Annotated in this window: 14 protein-coding genes; 9 read left to right on the top strand and 5 right to left on the bottom strand. The window is 72.1% G+C overall.

The genetic code is table 11. From position 1 onward, the window contains the following. Positions 1-44: 44 nt before the first annotated feature. Together FB465_RS20915 and FB465_RS20920 are read right to left on the bottom strand one after the other, a co-directional pair. On the bottom strand, positions 45-953 hold the full coding sequence (locus FB465_RS20915) for a peptidase (RefSeq protein ID WP_145792749.1): 909 nt from the start codon (positions 951-953) through the stop codon (positions 45-47). A 2-nt stretch (positions 954-955) separates the two neighbouring features. Continuing rightward, on the bottom strand, positions 956-2,281 hold the full coding sequence (locus FB465_RS20920; RefSeq protein ID WP_425461196.1) for a VWA domain-containing protein: 1,326 nt from the start codon (positions 2,279-2,281) through the stop codon (positions 956-958). An 88-nt stretch (positions 2,282-2,369) separates the two neighbouring features. Here FB465_RS20920 and FB465_RS20925 point away from each other — a divergent pair, with 88 nt between their 5' ends. After that, positions 2,370-3,188 (top strand): ATP-binding cassette domain-containing protein, encoded by an 819-nt coding sequence (locus tag FB465_RS20925; protein WP_170290652.1) that lies wholly within the window; start codon positions 2,370-2,372, stop codon positions 3,186-3,188. Beyond that, complete coding sequence (locus tag FB465_RS20930; protein ID WP_145792753.1) at positions 3,185-3,859, top strand: ABC transporter; 675 nt, start codon at positions 3,185-3,187, stop codon at positions 3,857-3,859. Before FB465_RS20925 ends, FB465_RS20930 begins: the two co-directional genes overlap by 4 nt. A gap of 3 nt (positions 3,860-3,862) precedes the next feature. On the opposite strand, the gene FB465_RS36350 is transcribed toward FB465_RS20930, so the two are convergent. After that, a complete protein-coding gene (locus FB465_RS36350; protein WP_211785826.1) occupies positions 3,863-4,159 on the bottom strand; it encodes a hypothetical protein in 297 nt (98 codons plus the stop codon). A gap of 414 nt (positions 4,160-4,573) precedes the next feature. On the opposite strand from FB465_RS36350, the gene FB465_RS20940 reads away from it, so the two are divergent. The 7 genes from FB465_RS20940 (at position 4,574) to FB465_RS20970 (ending at position 15,510) form a co-directional block, all read left to right on the top strand. Continuing rightward, positions 4,574-5,923 carry an FtsW/RodA/SpoVE family cell cycle protein gene (locus tag FB465_RS20940; RefSeq protein WP_145792754.1) on the top strand — a complete coding sequence of 450 codons (1,350 nt, stop codon included), beginning with the start codon at positions 4,574-4,576 and terminating at the stop codon, positions 5,921-5,923. Positions 5,924-5,973: 50 nt separating this feature from the next. Continuing rightward, a complete protein-coding gene (locus FB465_RS20945) occupies positions 5,974-7,437 on the top strand; it encodes a penicillin-binding transpeptidase domain-containing protein (protein WP_246193260.1) in 1,464 nt (487 codons plus the stop codon). A 231-nt stretch (positions 7,438-7,668) separates the two neighbouring features. Beyond that, entirely contained in the window at positions 7,669-8,976 is a 1,308-nt protein-coding gene (locus FB465_RS20950; RefSeq protein ID WP_145792758.1) for a glycosyltransferase 87 family protein, read from the top strand. Between the two features lies 1 nt (position 8,977). Further along, positions 8,978-10,582 carry a DUF2079 domain-containing protein gene (locus FB465_RS20955; RefSeq protein WP_145792760.1) on the top strand — a complete coding sequence of 535 codons (1,605 nt, stop codon included), beginning with the start codon at positions 8,978-8,980 and terminating at the stop codon, positions 10,580-10,582. Between the two features lie 225 nt (positions 10,583-10,807). Beyond that, a complete protein-coding gene (locus tag FB465_RS20960; protein ID WP_246192755.1) occupies positions 10,808-12,289 on the top strand; it encodes an amino acid permease in 1,482 nt (493 codons plus the stop codon). A gap of 113 nt (positions 12,290-12,402) precedes the next feature. Then, a complete protein-coding gene (locus FB465_RS20965; protein ID WP_145792761.1) occupies positions 12,403-13,734 on the top strand; it encodes a glycosyltransferase 87 family protein in 1,332 nt (443 codons plus the stop codon). Positions 13,735-13,938: 204 nt separating this feature from the next. Then, the gene (locus FB465_RS20970; protein ID WP_246192756.1) at positions 13,939-15,510 is read left to right on the top strand and encodes a N,N-dimethylformamidase beta subunit family domain-containing protein; all 1,572 of its coding nucleotides are present in this window, start codon (positions 13,939-13,941) and stop codon (positions 15,508-15,510) included. On the opposite strand, the gene FB465_RS20975 is transcribed toward FB465_RS20970, so the two are convergent. Next, complete coding sequence (locus tag FB465_RS20975; RefSeq protein WP_170290653.1) at positions 15,507-17,141, bottom strand: penicillin-binding transpeptidase domain-containing protein; 1,635 nt, start codon at positions 17,139-17,141, stop codon at positions 15,507-15,509. The two genes, FB465_RS20970 and FB465_RS20975, sit on opposite strands and share 4 nt — an antisense overlap. A gap of 60 nt (positions 17,142-17,201) precedes the next feature. Next, positions 17,202-19,049: a dolichyl-phosphate-mannose--protein mannosyltransferase gene (locus tag FB465_RS20980; RefSeq protein ID WP_145797485.1), complete on the bottom strand. Its 1,848-nt coding sequence runs from the start codon at positions 19,047-19,049 to the stop codon at positions 17,202-17,204. Between the last annotated feature and the right edge of the window lie 9 nt (positions 19,050-19,058).

Here is a 19,058-nt window from a genome sequence, read left to right on the forward strand (position 1 = left end):
CACCTGTTCGTCCGGCCGGGCCGTGGGCCCGGCCGGACGGGTGTTCAGGAGCGGTACTGGTCGTACTGGGGTGCCGGGGCCTGACGGGGGACGGGCGCCGGGGCGGCCGGGCGGCGGTGGCCGCGCGGGTGGCGGGTGAGGGTGTAGCCCGCGACGCCGGCCAGGGCGGCCAGCGCGCCGCCGCCGAGGGTCCAGAACCAGCGGGTGTTCCAGCCCGAGAAGAGGTCGGAGTACCAGTGGGACTCGGCCTCGGCCGGTGCCGCCGCCCGGCTGGTCGCGGCGGCGGTGGGAGCGGCCGCGCCCGGCGCGGCGGTGGAGCCCGCGTTCACCGGCGGCACCAGCGGGGCCTTCAGCTCGCCGCCCTCGGGCTGGGCGTCGTCCGCCCCGCCCTTGGCGGTGACCCGCACCTGCACCTGTGCGGCCAGGCCGAGGTCCTGGGCCTGGACGTCGCTCACGGACAGCCGGACGTAGTAGGTGCCAGGCAGCGGGTCACCCGACCACGGCTCGGCCCAGGAACGGATCTGACGGAGCGTGCAGCTCATGGTCACCGATGCGGCGGCCGTCTCGGCGGTCGCGTCCTGCGGCCCGGCCGTGCACGACTGCCTGCGGCGCAGCCCGTCGAACAGCTCGACCGACCAGGTCTGGGCCCCGTGCCGGTCGGCCGCGGGCGGCAGGGTGACGGTGACCTTGACGGTGTCGGTCTGGCCCTCGGCGGCGGCGAAGGCCCAGTACAGGTAGTCGCCGGTGGAGGCGGCCACCTGGGCGTCCTGGCCCGGCGCGAGGGTGGTTGCGGTCAGGAAGGACGTACCCGCGGCGGTCACGACGGGAGCCGCGGAACCGGACGGGGACGGCGAGGCGGAGGAGGAGGCGGACGGCGAGGCGGCCGCGGCGGCCGGGGCCAGCGCGGGCACCAGGCCGACGGCGAGCAGAGCTGCCTTGAGAGAGGTACGCATGGTCAGTTCTCCCGCCAGACAGCGATCCGCCAGCGTGCGATCCAGCCGAAGACCAGGCCGGTCAGCAGTCCGGCACCGGTCAGCACCAGCAGCAGCACCCAGCCCCGGCCGAGCCCGGCGGCGGGGCCGTCGGGGGCGGGGGAGGCAGCGGCCACGTCCACCGTCAGTTCGAGCGGCAGACCGGGCTCGGCCTGCACACCCGGCTGGGCGGCGAAGGAGTTGCTGACGACCAGGCAGACGGCACGGTCGGCCGAGGAACCGGATCCGGAGGAAGACGGAGAGGAAGAGGCAGACGCGGACGCGGAGCCGGCAGAGGGCGCCGACCAGCGCACGCCGGTCGAGGCGACGTCCGTACGGCCGCTCCCGGCGTCCGTCCCGCGCACCAGCTCCTGGCCGCTCGCGTCGGTGGCCTGCAGCAGCACGCCGTAGTCCCGGGCGACGGCGCGGTCGAGCGAGACGCTGACCGAGGCGCGCAGCTCCTGGCCGGGCTTGACGGGCACGCGGTAGACCCGGTGCTCGGAGAACTTCTCCCGGTCGCTGTAGACGCCGGGGGTCAGCAGCGGTGCGGTGGCGCACTTGTCGGTGCCGGTGGCCTTGGCGGGCGTCACCTTGTAGGTGTCCCCGGCGCGGCCGACCAGCTGCTTGACCTTGCCGGTCAGCTGTTCCTGGGTGCGCACGTCGGTGTAGGTGCCACCGGTGGCGTTCGCGATGCAGAGCAGCTGCTGGCGGGTCTTGTCGTCGTGCGACAGGCCGAGCGTGTCGACCACCAGGTGGGTTCCCTGGGCGGCCAGTTCGCGGGCCACCTCGCACGGGTCCGGCGGGGCGCAGGAGTCCTCGCCGTCGGTGATCAGCACCACCCGGCGGGTGGTGGTACCGGTGCCGAGGTCCTGGGCGGCGCCGCGCAGGGCCAGGCCGATCGGGGTCCAGCCGGTGGGCCGCAGGGTGGCCACCGCGGTCTTGGCCTCGACCTTGTTGGTCTTCCCGATCGGGTAGAGCTGCTTGGTGTCCTTGCAGCCCTCGGTCTTGTCGTTGCCGGGGTAGGTCGCGCCGAGCGTCCGGATGCCGAACTCGGTCTCGGCCGGCAGGGCGTCGATCACCTCGTTCAGGGACTGCTGGGCGACCGCCATCCGGCTCTTGCCCTGGATGTCGGTGGCCCGCATCGAGCCGCTGACGTCGAGGACGAGGTCGACTCGGGGGGCCTCGGAGGAGGTGGGCGTGGTTTCGTCGGCGTGGGCGGGTGCGGCGCTGAGCATGGCGCCGGCGGATATCGCCAGAGCTCCCAGCAGGCCGCCCAGCCGGGCCGGCAATCGTCGTGTGGTGATCGTCACGGCCCGCATCCTATGGATCCTCAGTTCGGAAAGACCAATGCGGCCGGATGGGCGAACTAGGCTGCTGGGCAAGGTGAAAGGGTTGCCGGTGAGACTCCACGGAATCAGCAAGAGGTACGGTCGCCGCTCGCCGTGGATCCTGCGCGGGGTCGATCTCGCGGTCGGCCCGGGCGAGCTGGTGCGGATCGAGGGGGCGAACGGGAGCGGCAAGTCCACCTTGCTGAGGCTGATCGCGGGGGTCGAGCCGCCGAGCGCGGGGCGGGTCGAGGTGACGGGTCGTCGGGCCTACGTTCCCGAACGCTTCCCGCCCGCGCTGCCCTTCGATGCGCAGACGTACCTGCACCACCTCGGCCGGATCCACGGCCTCTCGGCGGCCGAGGCGGCCCGCCGGGCCGGCCACTGGCTGGACCGTTTCGGCATCGCCGACCGGGCCGGCACCCCGCTGAGCGAGCTGTCCAAGGGCACCTGTCAGAAGGTCGCGGTCGCCCAGGCCCTGCTGGCGGAGGCCGATGTCCTCCTGCTGGACGAAGCCTGGACGGGCCTGGACCAGGCGGCGCGCGCCACGCTGGACGAGGCCGCCGCCGAACGTGCGGCCCGGGGCGGCCGGGTGCTCTTCGTCGACCACGACCCCAACCGCCTCGCGGGCCTGACCACCTTCGCCCACGCGGTGCGGGGCGGCGAGCTCCGGCTCGTCGAAACGGCAGCCGAGGAGGGCCCGCTGGTGCGCGTCGAGGTGGAGGGCGAGCTGCCCGAGTGGCTGCCGGGCACCCCCGTCCGCAAGCCGCTCGAGGACGGCGCCACCCTGCTGGAGGTGCGGGCCCGGCACTCGGACGCACTGCTGCGCCTCCTGCTCACCGGCCGACGGCCCGCCCACATCCGGTCCGTCCGGCAGGAGGAGGCGCAGTGAACGTCCTGATCCGCTATCAGCTGGAGCTGCTGCTGCGCTCCCAGCGATGGCTGCCGCCCTTCCTGGCGTACGTCCTGCTGATGGTGATCGGAGTGACCGCAGGAGAGGCACTGCTCGGCGCGTACGGCTTCGGCACGGCCGTACTGCTACCGATCACCGCCTGGTACGTGCGCTGCACCGCGACGGCGGAGCCCGCCGCCGCGCGGGCCTGCCTGGCCGCGGCGGTCGGACAGCCCCGGGTGCATCTCGCCGCCCTGCTGGCCGCGCTGATCGCGGGTCTGACCCTGGGCCTGACCGGGCTGCTCGCGGTCTGGGCGATCAGCGGACGGGTCGCCGCGAAGCCGCACGCCGCCGACCCGCCCCTTCGGGACGCGCTGCTCGCCGGACTGCTCGGCACGGTGGTGTGCGTGCTGCTCGGCGTCCTGGTGGGTGCGCTGTGCAGCCGTCCGGTGCTGCTGCGCTCGCAGTACGGCATCCCGGCGAGCCTCGGTACGGCCGTCCTGGTGCTGGTGGCGAGCGGTTCCCCGGCGAACGCGGTCGTACGGTCGCTGATCACGGCGTCCCGCACCGCGAAGGTGACCTTCCCGGTGGCGGCCCTGGCCGAGTCCGTCGCGCTGGCCGCCCTGGCGGTTGCCGGGGCGGCCGTGCTCGCGGGACGCCGTACGGAGTAGCTGCTACAGGCCGGGGATCTGCCGGGCGGCGAAGGCCTGGCGGACCGTCGCGGCGGCCTGGTCGCCGTACATGCTGCGCGCGGTGGCCACCGTGCGGCGCAGGCAGTGGACCGGGCCGGCCGTGTAGCCGGTGGAGTCCCAGTCGGCGACGCAGGCCTCGTCGGTGAGCCGGGGCCGGCCGTACTTGGCGTCCGCGTTCTGGCCGACCGAGACGGCCAGGCCTCGGCGTCGTCCACCCCGCCCTTGCCGAAGCGGATCTCGTTCTTGGTGTCGGTGAAGAAGGAGTTGTCCGAGCCCCACTGGTCGAGGCGGACGTTCTGCGGCTTGTTGTTGGCGCCGGGCAGCTCGCTGCCGAAGCCGAGGCTCTGCAGGTACTCCTGCGCCTCGTTGACCCAGAAGTACGCCATCACCTGCTCGAACTCGTCGGCGTGGCGGGTGTAGCGGAAGTCCCCGGTGGCGGAGTAGGCCGGCGAGCCGGTCTCCGAGCGGACGTTGACCCACTTGCCGGAGAGGTAGCCGCTGCCGTCCAGGTGCGCGAAGAGAGCCGTCTGCCGGAAATATTGCGGCCGATGGCTTCGCCTTCAGTAAGGCGGCCAATATCGGACACACCAGCATCAACGCCAATAAATATGGCTAATCCTCGTTAGGGTGCAGAGGTGTCAGCCCTGCTCACCCCCGCGCAGCTGAGCACCTCCGAGCCCGACAGGACGGCCAGTGGCCTCACCCTCCGCAGTAGCCAGGGCCGGCGCGCCGAGCCGCCCGGTCAAGAGCCGCCGCAACACCGAACTCGTGCTGGTGCTCGCCGCCGTGCTGATCTCCGCCTTCGGTTACGTCGAGGTCGGCGCCAACATCGACGGGAAGGCTCCCTCGGATGCGGTCGGGTACGGGGTCGCCCTGGGGGTGCTCGCTCTGCTCGCGCACGGGGTGACCCGCTGGAAGGCCCGGTACGCCGACCCGCTGCTGCTGCCGATCGGGATCCTGCTCAACGGCATCGGACTGGTGGTCATCTACCGGCTGGACCGGGCCACCCCCGGCAGCGAGGCGGCGCCCACCCAGCTGCTCTGGTCCACCCTCGGGGTCGCCCTCTACATCGCTGTCGTCCTCCTGCTGCGCGACCACAAGATCCTGCAGCGGTACGCCTACATCGGCGCGCTGGTCGCCCTCGTCCTGCTGGTCCTGCCGATCTTCTTCCCGCCGGTCTACGGCTCACGGATCTGGATCACCATCGGGCCGCTGTCGTTCCAGCCGGGCGAGTTCGCCAAGATCCTGCTGGCGGTCTTCTTCGCCGCGTACCTCGCGGTGCACCGGGACGCGCTCGCACTGACCGGCCGCCGGATCTGGAGGTTCCAGCTGCCGCTGGGCCGGGTGCTGGGCCCGGTGCTGCTGATCTGGGCGGCCTTCGTCGGCGTCCTGGTGCTGGAGACCGACCTCGGCACCTCGCTGCTGTTCTTCGGGCTCTTCGTGATCATGCTGTACGTGGCCACCGCGCGCAGCGGCTGGATCGCCATCGGCCTGTTCCTGGCGGCGGTGGCGGCCGTCGGCGTCGGCTGGCTCTCGCCGCACGTGCACAGCCGGGTCACCGACTGGCTCGACCCGCTCGGTTCGATCGCCGCGGGCCAGGGGGCCAACCAGATCGCCCAGTCGCTGTTCGCCTTCGCCTGGGGCGCCATTCTCGGGACCGGGCTGGGCGTGGGCCACTCGATCCTGATCGGCTTCGCCGCCAAGTCCGACTTCATCCTCGCCACCATCGGCGAGGAGCTCGGTCTGGTCGGCCTGGTGGCGGTCTTCCTGCTCTACGCCCTCCTGGTCTCGCGCGGCTTCCGTACCGGGATCGCACTCAGGGACCCGTTCGGGCGGCTGCTGGCGATCGGCCTGGCCGCGATCGTCGGCCTGCAGGTCTTCGTGGTCGCCGGCGGCGTGCTCGACCTCATTCCGCTGACCGGGATGACGCTGCCGTTCATCGCCCAGGGCGGCTCCTCGGTGGTGACCAACTGGATCATCGTGGCGCTGCTGGTCCGGATGAGCGACCTCGCCCGCCGCCCGCTGCCGGAGGCGATGCCGTGAAGCGCTCGGGTCCCAAGGCCTCGACCAACGGCCCGCAGGGCCTGCCCGGCATCTCCGCCACCGGCCGCCGGGCCGGCACCTTCTGCCTGCTGCTGATCGTCGCGCTGGCCGTGCAGGCCACCCGGGTCCAGGTGTTCCGGGCCGACTCGCTCGACCACAACCCGGCCAACCAGCGGCTCACCATCCAGCGGTACGACCAGCCCCGCGGCAACATCCTGGCCGGCGCCGAGCCGGTCACCGGCTCCACCCCCACGGGCGGCCGCTATAACTACAAGCGCACCTACACGGACGGCCCCCAGTACGCCGCTGTCACCGGGTACTCCTCGCAGACCTACGGCAACACCCAGATCGAGGGCATCGAGGACGACCTGCTCAGCGGCACCGACAGCCGCCTCGCGAGCTGGGCGGTCTGGGACGAGATCGCCCGCAAGCAGAACCCCGGCGGCGACGTCTGGACCACCATCGACAAGGCCGCCCAGCAGGCCGCCATGAAGGGCCTGGGCAGCCAGAAGGGCGCCGTCGCCGCGATCGAGCCGGCCACCGGGAAGATCCTCGCGCTGGCCAGCACCCCCTCGTACGACCCGGGCTCCTTCGCCGGCTCCTCGGCCGCGGACCAGGAGGCCTGGAACAAGCTGCAGGCCGACACCAACCAGCCGATGCTCAACCGGGCGCTGCGTCAGATCTACCCGCCCGGCTCCACCTTCAAGGTGGTCACGGCCGCGGCCGCGCTGGCCAACGGCGTGGTCGCCGACATCAACGCGGGCACCGGCGCTCCGTACCCGTACATCATGCCGGGCACCACGACGGAGCTGGTCAACGACACCACCGCCTGCGACCGGCCCAACCTCTCGCTCGACACGGCGATGGTGCTCTCCTGCAACAGCGTCATGGGCTATCTCGGTGTGCAGGTCGGCCTGGGCAAGATGGTGTCGATGGCGGAGAACCTCGGCTTCAACGACGCCAAGCTGGACATCCCCGTCCGGGCCGCGCGCAGCAACTTCGACACGAAGATGAACCGGTCGCAGGTCGCGCTGTCCTCCATCGGGCAGTTCGACACCGCCGCCACGCCGCTGGTGATGGCCATGGTCGCGGCGGGCGTCGCCAACAACGGCAAGGTGATGTATCCACAGCTTGTGGACAAGCTGACGAAGAGTGACGGCAGCGCCGTCCAGGTCATGAAGCCCGTCACGTACAAGCAGGCGATGAGCGCCTCGGTCGCGGCCGAGGTGCAGCAGCTGATGACCGACGTGGTGGAGAACGGCACCGGCCGGAACGCCCGGATCAGCGGCGCGACCGTCGGCGGCAAGACCGGCACCGCCCAGCACGGGGTGGCCAACTCGGCCACCCCGTACGCCTGGTTCATCTCCTGGGCCAAGCCGAGCGGCTCCGGCGGTGTTCCGCCGGTCGCCGTCGCCGTGGTGATCGCGGACAGTGAGGCGACCGACGTCACCGGTGGCGGGCTGGCGGCGCCGATCGCCAGATCGGTGATGCAGGCGGTCCTGAAGGGGAGTTGAGCCCCCCTCGGCCGAGCGGGGGTCCCCGCCGAGCCGCCGCCGTGCCCGGACCGTGAGATGTGACAGCACCGTGACTGCCGAGGTGATGGGCGTCACACCTTGTGCGAAGCGGCTCGGCTAGCGTGTGGACCTTCGGCTCGCGTCACCTGACGCGATCGATCACCGGGGGGTCAACTGCCATGCCCACGCAACCGCATGGGACATCTGTTCGCGCGGCCACGGCGGGTCGGCATGGCTGACCTGGCACCGGGCGGACGGCTGCGGACGATACTCCGGGCCCCCACGGCCACGGCCGGTGTCGCTGCGGCGCTGCTGCTGGCCCTCTTCGCGATCGTCCGTCACTTCCACGGCTTCTCGATGGTCGACATGCTGGTGTACCAGGCCGAGGGGGAGGCGGTCACGGGCGGTCAGGACCTCTACGCGATGCGGCTGCCGGGGTGGGACCTGCCGGCCACCTACCCGCCCTTCGCGGCGATCCTCTTCGTGCCGACCACCTGGTTCGCCGTCCCGACCCTGCGCCTGCTGGTGACCCTGGTCAACGTCGCCCTGCTGGCCCTGCTCGCGCACTTCTCCTTCCGGCTCGTCGGCTGGCCCCGGCGCGGGCACCGGGCGGCGGCGGTACTGCTCGCCACCGGGCTCGGCGTCTTCCTGGAGCCCGTCTACACGACCTTCCAGTACGGGCAGGTCAACCTGGTCATCGCCTGCCTGGTGATGTGGGACCTGACCCGCTCCGACGCCAACCGCCTCAAGGGCGTCGGTATCGGCCTCGCCATGGGTATCAAGATCACGCCGGGGGCCTTCGCCGTCTACCTGCTGCTCACCGGCCGCGTCCGGGCCGCCCTGCTCTCCGGAGCGACCTTCCTGGCGACGGTGGTGCTCGGCGGGCTGGCCCTGCCCGGCGACTCGTACGGGTTCTGGACCACGTACCTGTGGGACTCCCGCAGGGTCGGCATCACCGAGCTGGTGGACAACCAGTCGCTGCGCGGAGCCCTGGCCCGGCTGTTCTCCACCAACCACCCGGGCCTGCTCGCCTCCGCGGCCGGGGCAGCCGTCGCGGTGGCCGGGCTGACGGTGGCCGTACTCGCCGCCCGGTCGGGGCGGTTCCTGCGCCGGCCCGAGGCCTGGGGCGTGGTCTGCACCGCGATCACCGCGGTGCTGGTCTCGCCGATCAGCTGGACCCACCACTGGGTCTGGTGCGTACCCCTGCTGGTGCTGCTCTGCGCCGAAGCGGCCCAGGAGGCGGCACGGTCCGTACCCGGGCGCCGCCGGCCCTGGCGGACGACCCTGGCGCTGGTGGCGGCGGTGTTCCTCTCCCACGCCCTCTGGTCCGTCCCGAAGAGGTCGGGGCTGGGCATCGAGCCGTACTGGCAACCCGTCGCCTCCGTCTACGCCTTGACGGGCCTGGCCGTGCTCGGGCTGGCGGCCGTCCGCCTGCGCCGGGCGTACCGCAGAAGCCGGCAGCTGCAGCCGGTCCTCGCCGATGCGGCACTGATCACCGCAGGCCTGCCCGCCGACCGCCCCCTGACCAAGCAGATATGACGTGACACTCCAGTCAGACCTCAGGCCCGCCCCTGCTGTGGTGATCCGCAGCCGGGTCGTGGCCGTCCTCCCGCCCGCCCGTCGCCGCACCCTTCTGCTGACGCTGCTCTGCTTCGCCGTCAGCCTCGCCATCGGCCTGCAGAAGTGGTCCGCCGTCCAGCTGGGCGGCTTCGACCTCGGCATCTTCGACCAGGGTGTGCGCGGCTACGCGCACTTCGGGCTGCCGACCTCGGCGCTGAAGAGCTTCCACCACGAGTTCCCGCCGGGCTTCTCCCTGCTGGGCGACCACTTCTCGCCGGTCCTGGCCCTGTTGGCGCCGCTGTACTGGCTCTGGGACGACCCGCGCTCCCTGATCCTCGGTCAGGCGCTGCTCTTCGCGGCCGGTGTCCCGCTGATCCGCCGGATCGCCGCACGCAGCTTCGCGGCGGCCGACGCGCGCACCACTCGTCGCGCCACCGATCTGGCCGGCCTGGTGTACGGGCTCGGCTGGCCCCTGCTGATCGCGGCCCGGGGCGGCTTCCACGAGGTCGCCTTTGCCGTGCCCCTCACACTGCTCATGCTCGAACGCGGCCAGGCGCGCCGGTACGCCACGGCGGCCGTCGCGGCGGTTCTGCTGTGCTGCACGAAGGAAGACCTCGGGCTGATGGTCGGCGCCTTCGGGCTGGTCCTCATCCTCAGGGCCCGCCGCAGCCACGACCGGCGTGGCCTCGCGTACGGCCTGGGCCTGCTGCTCGGCGGTCCGCTCGCGGCGGTGGCCGCCATCCGGTGGCTGATACCCGCCATGGGCGGGCAGCCCGGCTACTACTGGAACTACGGCGAGCTCGGGCCCGACGCCGGCTCGGCCGCGGCCCACGTCCTGGGTGACCCGCTGCTGCTGGTGCAGGCGGCCTTCGGCGCACCGCTCAAGCCCCTGCTGCTGCTCTGGCTCGTCGGCACCACGCTCGCCCTGCCGCTGCGTTCGGCGACGGTGCTCTGCGCCGCGCCGCTGATCGCCGAGCGAATACTCTCCGACAACCCCAACCACTGGTCGATCGCCCGCCACTACGACGCCTTCCTCTGGCCCATCCTGCTCACCGCCGCGCTGGAGGCACTCGGCCGGCTGTACGCCGACGAGCGCACCCGCCGTACCTCGCGCCGGCTCGGCGTGGCCGTGGCGGGACTCGCGCTGGCGGCCGCCGTGCCGCTGGGGCTGGTCGGCCTGTTCACGCCGTCCCAGTGGCAGCCGAAGGCCGGCGAGGCGGCGCTGGTCCGAGCGGCCGCGCAGATCCCCGACGGCGCCTCGGTGGAGGCGGACAACCAGGCCGCGCCCCGCCTCACCGCCCGCACGGACGTCGTGCTGGTCGACGGCACCCCGCGCGGCCGCGAGTACGTCCTGACCAGGTCCGACAAGCGCTCGTTCCCCTTCGCCACCGACCGGGAGCAGGCGGCGCGGATCGACCTGCTGCTGGCCCACGGCTACCGGCAGATCTGGGCCGAGGACGGCGTGGTGCTGCTGCACCGGACCGGTACGGAACCCGTCCCGGGCGTCCACGTCCCGGGCCCGGACAGCGTGCCGGTCCAGGACGTGGTGCCCTCCGATGTGGGCCACAACCTCTTCCGGGGCTGAGACCTAGCCTGCCGCGCCCCGCTGCGCCGCCTGCGAACTGTCCGGTTTGTCCAGAGCCGTATGACGATTCGTACAAGGCGGACTGCGGGGTGCAACCGTTTGCGTGACTGGTGCATTCGCGGGGTACTGTCCCATCTTTGTTCGGTTGGTCCGCGTTGTCTCCCCACGAGGCATCTGCGGAGCAGCCGCTAGGACACCCTCCCCCGCCTAGAAGGAACCACCGCGTTGACCTCCCACAGCTCCCTCGGTGAGCGTCTGTTCAGACGGAAGCCGGTCGCCAGTCTCATCGCCGAGAGCGGGGCCGCCGACGCCCTGCCCGCCGGGGCGCCCGAGGAGGGCGGCCGCTCCGGGATCCATCTGCGCCGATCGATCGGGCTGTGGCAGCTCTCCTCGATCGGTATCGGGGCGACGGTCGGCACCGGGATCTTCTTCGTGCTGAGCAGCGCGGTGCCCGAGGCCGGCCCCGCGGTCATCCTGTCCTTCCTGATCGCCGCCGTCACGGCCGGCCTCACCGCCCTCTGTTACGCCGAGATGGCCTCCGCCATCCCGGTCTCGGGCTCCTCGTACTCGTACGCCTACGCGACCCTGGGCGAGGTCGTCGCCTTCGGGGTGGGCGTCTGCCTGCTGCTCGAGTACGGCGTCTCGGCCTCCGCGATCGCGGTGAGCTGGGGGCAGTACCTCAACAAGTTCTTCGACCTGGCCTTCGGCTTCCAGATCCCCGACTGGATGGCGGCCCCGCCCGGCGACGGCGGCTACTTCAACCTGCCGGCCGTGATCCTGGTGGCCATGGTGGTCTTCCTGCTGATCCGCGGCGTGGGCGAGTCGGCCAAGGTCAACGCGACCATGGTGGGCATCAAGATCGTCATCCTGGTGCTCTTCATCGCGATCGGCCTGACCGGCTTCCACTCCGGCAACCTCCGCGACTTCATGCCGCTGGGCTTCGGCGGCGTGCAGGTGGCCGCGTCCAGCATCTTCTTCTCGTTCATCGGCCTGGACGCCGTGTCCACCGCCGGCGAGGAGGTCAAGAACCCGCGCCGCACCCTGCCGCTGGCGATCATCATCTCGCTGGTCGTGGTGACCCTGCTGTACGTCGGCGTCGCGCTCGCCGCGATCGGCGCCCAGCACTGGCAGCTGTTCGACGGCCAGGAGGCCGGGCTCGCCCAGATCCTCCAGGACATCACCGGTCAGACCTGGCCGGCCATGCTGTTCGCGATCGGCGCCATCATCTCGATCTTCAGCGTCACCCTGGTCGTGATCTACGGCCAGACCCGGATCCTGTACTCGATGGGCCGCGACGGCATGCTGCCCAAGAAGTTCGCCGAGGTCTCGCCGCGTACCGGCACGCCGGTCTGGAACACCGTGGTGGTCGGCATCGCCGTGGCCGTCCTGGCCGCCTTCGTGCCGCTGGACATCCTGACCGACCTGACCAGCCTGGGCACCCTGGTCGCCTTCTCGGTCGTCTCGGTCGGCGTGATCATCCTGCGCCGCACCCAGCCGGACCTGCCGCGCGGCTTCAAGGTGCCCGGCTACCCGGTCGTCCCGCTGCTCAGCGTCGGCTTCTGCGCCTACCTGATCTACGGGCTGCACCCGCTGACCTACCTGTTCTTCGGGATCGCGCTCGCCCTGGCCGCCGCCGTCTACTTCGGCTACAGCATCAAGCACTCCCGGCTGAACCAGCCCGAGCCCGAGCTCGCGAAGGTCGCCTGACCCCTGCCGTGCGGGCTGCCGAGGATGTTCTTGGCAGCCCGCACGCAAGAGCTGCACACAACAAGCGCTCTGCCTCCCACGACAGCACACATATGACGCCCTAACCTTCCACCATGGTGAGCACCCGTACGTCCGACGTCCCGGAGCGGGCGGGAAGCACCCGTTTCGACGTGTGGGAGCCCGGACGCGGCTCCTGGTGGTGGTTCCTCCGGTACCGCCCCGGCCGTGCCGGCCGCCTGCTCGGGCGAAGATCCGTGCCGGCGCTCGGCTGCGCCGTCGCGGCCGGCTGGGCGGAGGCCTTCCCGCTCGTCTCCGACATCCCCAACCAGGTCTTCTGGGGCACCACCGCCGCCCCCGCGTACGCCCTGGCGGGCCTGTTCTGCCTGACCCTGCCGCGCCGGATCGCCTACCGGGCGGCCGCCGCCGTGGCCCTGCTCGGCGCCGTCCTGGTCCCGCTGGTGGTCCTGGCCCTGCGCGGCCTGCACCAGTCCGAGGTGATGGTGGTCGAACGCTCGGCCCACCTGCTGCTGCACACCGGAACGCCGTACCTGCCCGACCCGGTCGTGGTCACCGACTACAACCCGTACCTGCCCGCGATGACGCTCTTCGGCCTTCCGCGGGCGGCGCTGGGCAGCTCGAACCCGGTCGCCCTGGTGGCCGGCGACGCCCGGATCTGGTTCGCGCTGACCTTCCTGAGCTGTCTGCTGGTCTGCTGGCGACTGCTGCGCCCGAGCGGGGAGGGGTCCGCCCTGCTGTCGCTGGCGGCCCTGACCGCCTCACCGCTGATCGGCCTCACCCTGGCCGTCGGCGGGGTCGACCTGCCGCTGATCGGGGTCTGCTGTCTGGCGATGGCGCTGGCCGCCCGGGGCCGGGCCGTCCCGGCAGGGCTGGTCCTCGCCCTCGCCTGCACCCTTAAGTGGACGGCCTGGCCGGCCCTGCCGGTGGCCGTCCTGCTGCTCTGGCGGCTGTACGGGCGGCGCCCGGCCGCCCGCGCCACCCTCACCGCCGTCGCGGTGAGCACCGCCGTGATCCTGCCGTTCGTCCTGACCCAGGCCCAGGCCCTGCGCGAGCAGGTGGTCCGCTTCCCGCTCGGCCTGACGGCCGTGCACACCCCGGCGGGCAGCCCGCTGCCCGGCAAGATACTGGCCGGCTTCGGCCCGATCGGCCACACCATCTCGCTGACCCTGCTCTGTCTGGGGGGCCTGGCCGTCGCCCTCTGGCTGCTGGCCTACCCGCCGACCTCGGCGGTCGCCGCCTGCGACCTGCTGGCCGCCGGGCTCACCGTGGCCTTCATGCTCGCCCCGGCGGGCCGCTTCGGGTACCTCGCACTGCCGACCGTCCTGGTCCTCTGGCCCCGCCTCGCCGCGGGCGCCCTCCCGTTCCACCGCCGGCCACCCCGCTCACCGCGGCCACCGGTCACCACCCTGACGGGGATACAGCTCTAGCTTTTGGGCATGCGGCCGGCCATGCACTGTCCAGGGGCGCGGGGAACTGCGCGAGATCGGAAGGCGACGACCTGTGCCCTACCGCTTCGCGCAGTTCCCCGCGCCCCTGGGGTTGCCGTACCTGCGTGGCCTGACACCGGCTCAGCCGTCCGGTACGGGACGATGGCCCGGACGGACAGGTGCGGGTGGCGTGGGAGTCGTGGCATGGGTGAGCAGCAGGGTTCGGGGACCAACCGGCGGCGGTTTCTCGGGCTGGCGGTCGGTACGGCGGCCGCGCTGAGCGCGTGCGGCCCGGGCGGGGGCCGCCCGGCCGGCCCGGCGGCCGCCGAGCTCGGCACCCAGCCTTCCGCCGTCACCCCGAGACCGAGCCCGTCCGCCACCCAGGCCGAGAACGAGCGCCCGGGCAACGCCGACTGGGGCGTCTCGGCCGCAGGCCCGCAGCAGGCCGTCGAGGGCTTCGCCGACCGGGTGAGCGTGCTCCCCGGCGAGCAGTTCGGCCTGCACGTCTCCACCACCGCACCCGGCTTCACCGTCTCGGCGTACCGGATGGGCTGGTACGGCGGCGCCCGGGCCCGCCTGGTCTGGCGCTCGGAGCGGGTGCCCGGCAGCAGGCAGCCGGACGCCACCGTCGACCAGCGCACCCGGACGGTGCGCACCGGCTGGGCGCGGACCACCACCGTCGACACCAAGGGCTGGCCCGAGGGCAGCTACCTGCTGCGCCTGGACGCCGAGGGCGGGGCAGGCCAGCGGTTCGTTCCGATCACCGTCCGCTCCCGCTCCACCACCGGGAAGACCGTGATCGTGAACGCCGTGGCCACCTGGCAGGCCTACAACGAGTGGGGCGGTTACAACCTGTACAACGGCCCGACCGGCGGCCTGGCGACCCGCTCGCTGGAGGTCACCTTCGACCGCCCGTACAAGTACGACGACGGCGCCGGGCTCTTCCTGGTGTACGAGGCCCCGCTGATCGCCCTGGCCGAGCGGCTCGGCATCCCGCTCGCGTACACCACCGGCGTGGACCTCGCCCGCGAGCCCGAGCTGTTGCACGGCGCGGCGGCCGTGGTCTCGCTGGGCCACGACGAGTACTGGTCCCCCGAGCAGCGGCAGCACGTCACCGCCGCCCGGGACGCCGGGACCAACGTGGCGATCCTGGGGGCCAACTGCTGCTACCGCCGGGTCCGCTTCGAGCCGTCCGAGCTGGGCCCCGACCGCACCGTGGTCTGCTACAAGGGCGCGTACGCGGACGACCCCGGCTACCGCGCCGGCAAGCCCGCCACCACCGACTTCCGCGCCCAGCCCGGCGCCGATCCGGAGAGCTCGCTGCTCGGGGTGATCTACGACGGGTACCCGGTGGACGCCCCGTACGTGGTTACCAACCCCGGCCACTGGCTCTTCGCCGGTACGGGGGTGAAGAGCGGCGACAGCTTCCCGCACCTGGTCGGCGTGGAGTACGACCGGGTGATCACGAGCTTTCCGACGCCCCGGCCGATCGAGATCCTGGCGCACTCCCCGGTGGTCTGCGAGGGCCGGCACAGCTTCGCCGACTCGGCGTACTACACCACGCCCGGCGGTGCCGGGGTCTTCGCGAGTGGCACCATGCGCTGGGTCGAGGCGCTGGACGCCCACGGCCCGGGCGGCTCCAAGGCCGACCACGGGATGGACGCCAGGGCCGGGGAGCTCACCCGGAAGGTCACCGAGAACCTGCTCAGGGCCTTTGCCGCCGGGCCGGCGGCGAAGGCCCACCCCGCCAATGACAACCTGCCCGCCAACGGCTAGCCGCGGTTGCCGGCCTGCAGCACCAGCGCCGCCGCAGGACCGGCCGCGTCTGCACCATGGCCACCGCCGCCGACCTCCACGGCGACGGCCAGATTCCCGCGGAAGGAGGTGAACCAGCTGTTGTCGTTCTGACCGTTGACCTGCGCGGTGCCGGTCTTGGCCCCGGCGTCACCCGGAATGCCGTCGATCTTGGCGGCGGTGCCGCTGGTGACGGTCTGGCGCATCATCTGGCGCAGCGCCTGCAGGGTGCCCGAGGAGAGCTTCCGCTCGGCGGACATCTGCTCCGAGCCGGGGATCAGGATCGGCTGGTGGAAGGTCCCGTTCTGCACGGTGGCGGCGACGGAGGCCATCGACAGCGAGCTCATCGTGATGCTGCCCTGGCCGATGAACTGGGCGGCCCGCTGGTTGGGGTTGGCGGGGGCGGGCACCTTCGCGGGAGCCAGCACCAGGCCGGTCTTCCAGGCCGGGCCGAGGCCGAAGACCTGCTTCGCCGTGTCCTCCAGCTCGCTGCCCTTGAGGTTGGCCATCCCGGCCCTGATGAAGGCGGTGTTGCAGGACTGGGCGAAGTCCTTCGTCATGCTCCAGTCCTCGTGGCCGCCGTCGAAGTCGTTCTTGAAGTGCTGGCCCATCACCGTGAGGTCATCAGGGCAGGACATCGCGGCGTCCGCGCTGACGCCGGCCTCCAGCAGCGCGGCGGCTGTGAGCACCTTCATGGTCGAACCGGGGGCGGTGGCGCCCAGGAAGGCGCGGTTCTGGCCGGTGGTCGGCGCGTTGGCGATGGCCAGGATGTTGCCGGTGCTGGGCTCGATGGCGACCAGTGAGGCGGGCCGGCTGCCGCCCGCGGAGGCCTGCTGCACCGCCTTCTCGGCCTGGGCCTGCAGCCCGGCGTCCAGGGTCAGCTTGAGGGACTGCCCGGCCTTGGGGTCCTTGATCGTGAACAGCTGCTCGGCAGGCTTCGCCCCGGCGTCGTCGCTGATCACCACGCCGGTCCCGGCGTCGCCCGGGTTGCCGGCGGCCTTCTCCTTGAGGGAGGTGAGCAGCGGGGTCAGCGAGGGGAAGTTCAGCGGCTTGCTGTTGCGGTCCAGCACCGTGCCGGACGCGGCGTAGACGGGCTTCACCGAGATGGTCTCGCCGGCGTCCAGCTTCGGGTGGATCACGCTCGGCGCCCAGTGCACGGCGGCCTTGCCGTCGCTCATCTTCACCAGGCCGAGCAGGCCGTCGTACGTCCAGGGGTTCCCGGTCTCGGCGAACTCGACCTTCGCCTTGAAGGTGAGCGACACCTGGTTGGCGGCGGACGCGGTGCCCGGCCCACCGGCGGCCAGGGAGATCGCGCTCGGCTTGACCTTGTCCTTGAAACCCGTGAGCGCCAGGAGGGCCGCGTCCGGCTTGTCGGTCTGCGCGGAGGCACCCGACAGATCGCCCTTGGCCCAGGCGTCCAGGAAGGCCTTGGCCCCGGCCGCCGCCTGGTCCGCGGTGGGCGCCTCGGCCACCACCGTCCGCGGCTTGGGCGGTCCGGACTTCGACTCGGAGCCCCCGGTCAGTGCGGTGGCGATGTTGTACGCCCCGTACCCCCCGACCGCGAGCATGCCGGTACAGACGGTGGCGATGCCTATTTTCACGCCCTTGTTCATGGTGCCGTTCCCCCCCATGGGTAATGCGATGGCCGACCCGGTCACCCCGGGCCGCGAGCGTCAGATCCAACTGGTGAACCACATCCGGGCCCGCCAGTCGTCCATCGGAATCGTCTCTCCCGTATACAGCGGGTAGAAGTACAGAAAGTTCCACATGACAGCCAGAATCAGCAGCCCGGCTCCTGTGGCGCCGATCACACGCCGGTCCCGCGAGGCGTTCGCCGGGCCGATCAGGGCCCCGATCATCATGGTCACGGCGAGCACCAGGAACGGGACGAAGGCCACCGCGTAGAACAGGAAGATCGTCCGCTGCTGGTACATGAACCACGGCAGGTACCCGGCCGCCAGGCCGCACAGGATCGCCCCTGCTCGCCAGTCCCGGCGCAGCGCCCAGCGGTACAGGCAGTACAGCAGCGCCACGACGCCCGCCCACCACAGCAGCGGCGTGCCGATCCCGAGCACCTCGCGGGCGCACTCGCTCGCCCGGCAGCCGGGCTGGCCGGACTTCGGCGACTCGTAGAAGTACGACACCGGCCGGCCCAGCACCAGCCAGCTCCACGGGTTCGACTGGTAGGTGTGCGGGCTGGTCAGGTGGGTGTGGAAGTCGTACATCGTGGCGTGGTAGTGCCAGAGGCTGCGCAGCGCGTCCGGCACCCAGGTCATGTCCACCTGGAACGGCATCTTGATGCCCTGGACGTACTCCGGGGACAGCCCCGCCCGGTGCACCGCCCAGTCGCGGCCGTAGCCGCCCTGGCCGGGGACGCTGCTGCTGAGGAACCAGCCCGTCCAGGAGGCCAGGTACACCGAGGCGGCCACCAGCGGCATCACCAGCAGGGCCAGGGACGCGTCCCAGATCCCGAAGGCCAGCCAGCGCCTCGCCCCCGCCAGCCGCCGTGCGCTCGCGTCCCAGAGGGCACCGAGCAGCCAGAAGGCCGCCAGCATGTACAGGCCGCTCCACTTGGTCGCGCAGGTCAGCCCGATGCAGACCGCCGCAGCCAGCCGGTACGGGCGCCAGCCGAGGAAGAGCCACTCCCCGCCCGGCTCCGTCTCCAGCCGGCGGGCGATCAGGCCGCGCGTGCGGTCGCGGTCCAGTAGCAGGAAGCCGAAGGCGGCCAGGCACCAGAACATCACCACCAGGTCGAGCAGCGCCGCCCGGCTCATCACGAAGTGCAGGCCGTCCACCGACAGCAGCAGCCCGGCCACACAGCCGAGCAGGGTGGAGCGGAACAGCCGCCGCCCGATCCGGGCGATCATCAGGATCGACAGCGTGCCGAGCACCGCCATCATGAACCGCCACCCGAACGGGTTCATCCCGTACAGCTGCTCGCCCAGCCCGATCAGCCACTTCCCGACCGGCGGGTGGACGATGTACGACGGGTCGGTCCGGAACGGGATGGACTGGTCGGGGGCCATGATCTTCGCGTTGGCGTCGTCCGGCCAGGCGATCTCGTAGCCGCCGTGCCAGAGCGCGTAGGCGTCCTTGGCGTAGTACGTCTCGTCGAAGATCAGTGCGCTCGGCTCGCCGAGGTTGCTGAAGCGCAGTACCCCGCCGAAGAGCGCCACAGCGAGCGGCCCGAGCCAGCCCGACCAGCGGCAGAGCCAGGACCAGAGCGCGGCCGGGAGCACGATGCCCCACCCGGCGAGCAGCGGTGACGGTTCCACCCGGCGCGGCGTCACCCCGGGGCCGTCCGGCATGGGGGGCATCAGCTGCTCGGCCAGGTCCGGCCGCTCGGGCGCCCGGTAGCCGTACCTGGCCAGGCCGCGCTGCCAGGCGGAGCGCACCGGCCCGGCCTCGCGCGGCGCCGGTACGACGGACTCCGCCGTCGGCCCGTCGGCCGTGCCCACGCTCAGCAGACCCACGCCACCCTGCTCGGTGTGGTCCACGCCAGTAGGCGTCTCAGGTGCCATGTCGCCGCT

The sequence above is a fragment of the Kitasatospora atroaurantiaca genome (assembly GCF_007828955.1).
In the GTDB taxonomy this organism is placed as follows: Bacteria; Actinomycetota; Actinomycetes; order Streptomycetales; family Streptomycetaceae; genus Kitasatospora; species Kitasatospora atroaurantiaca.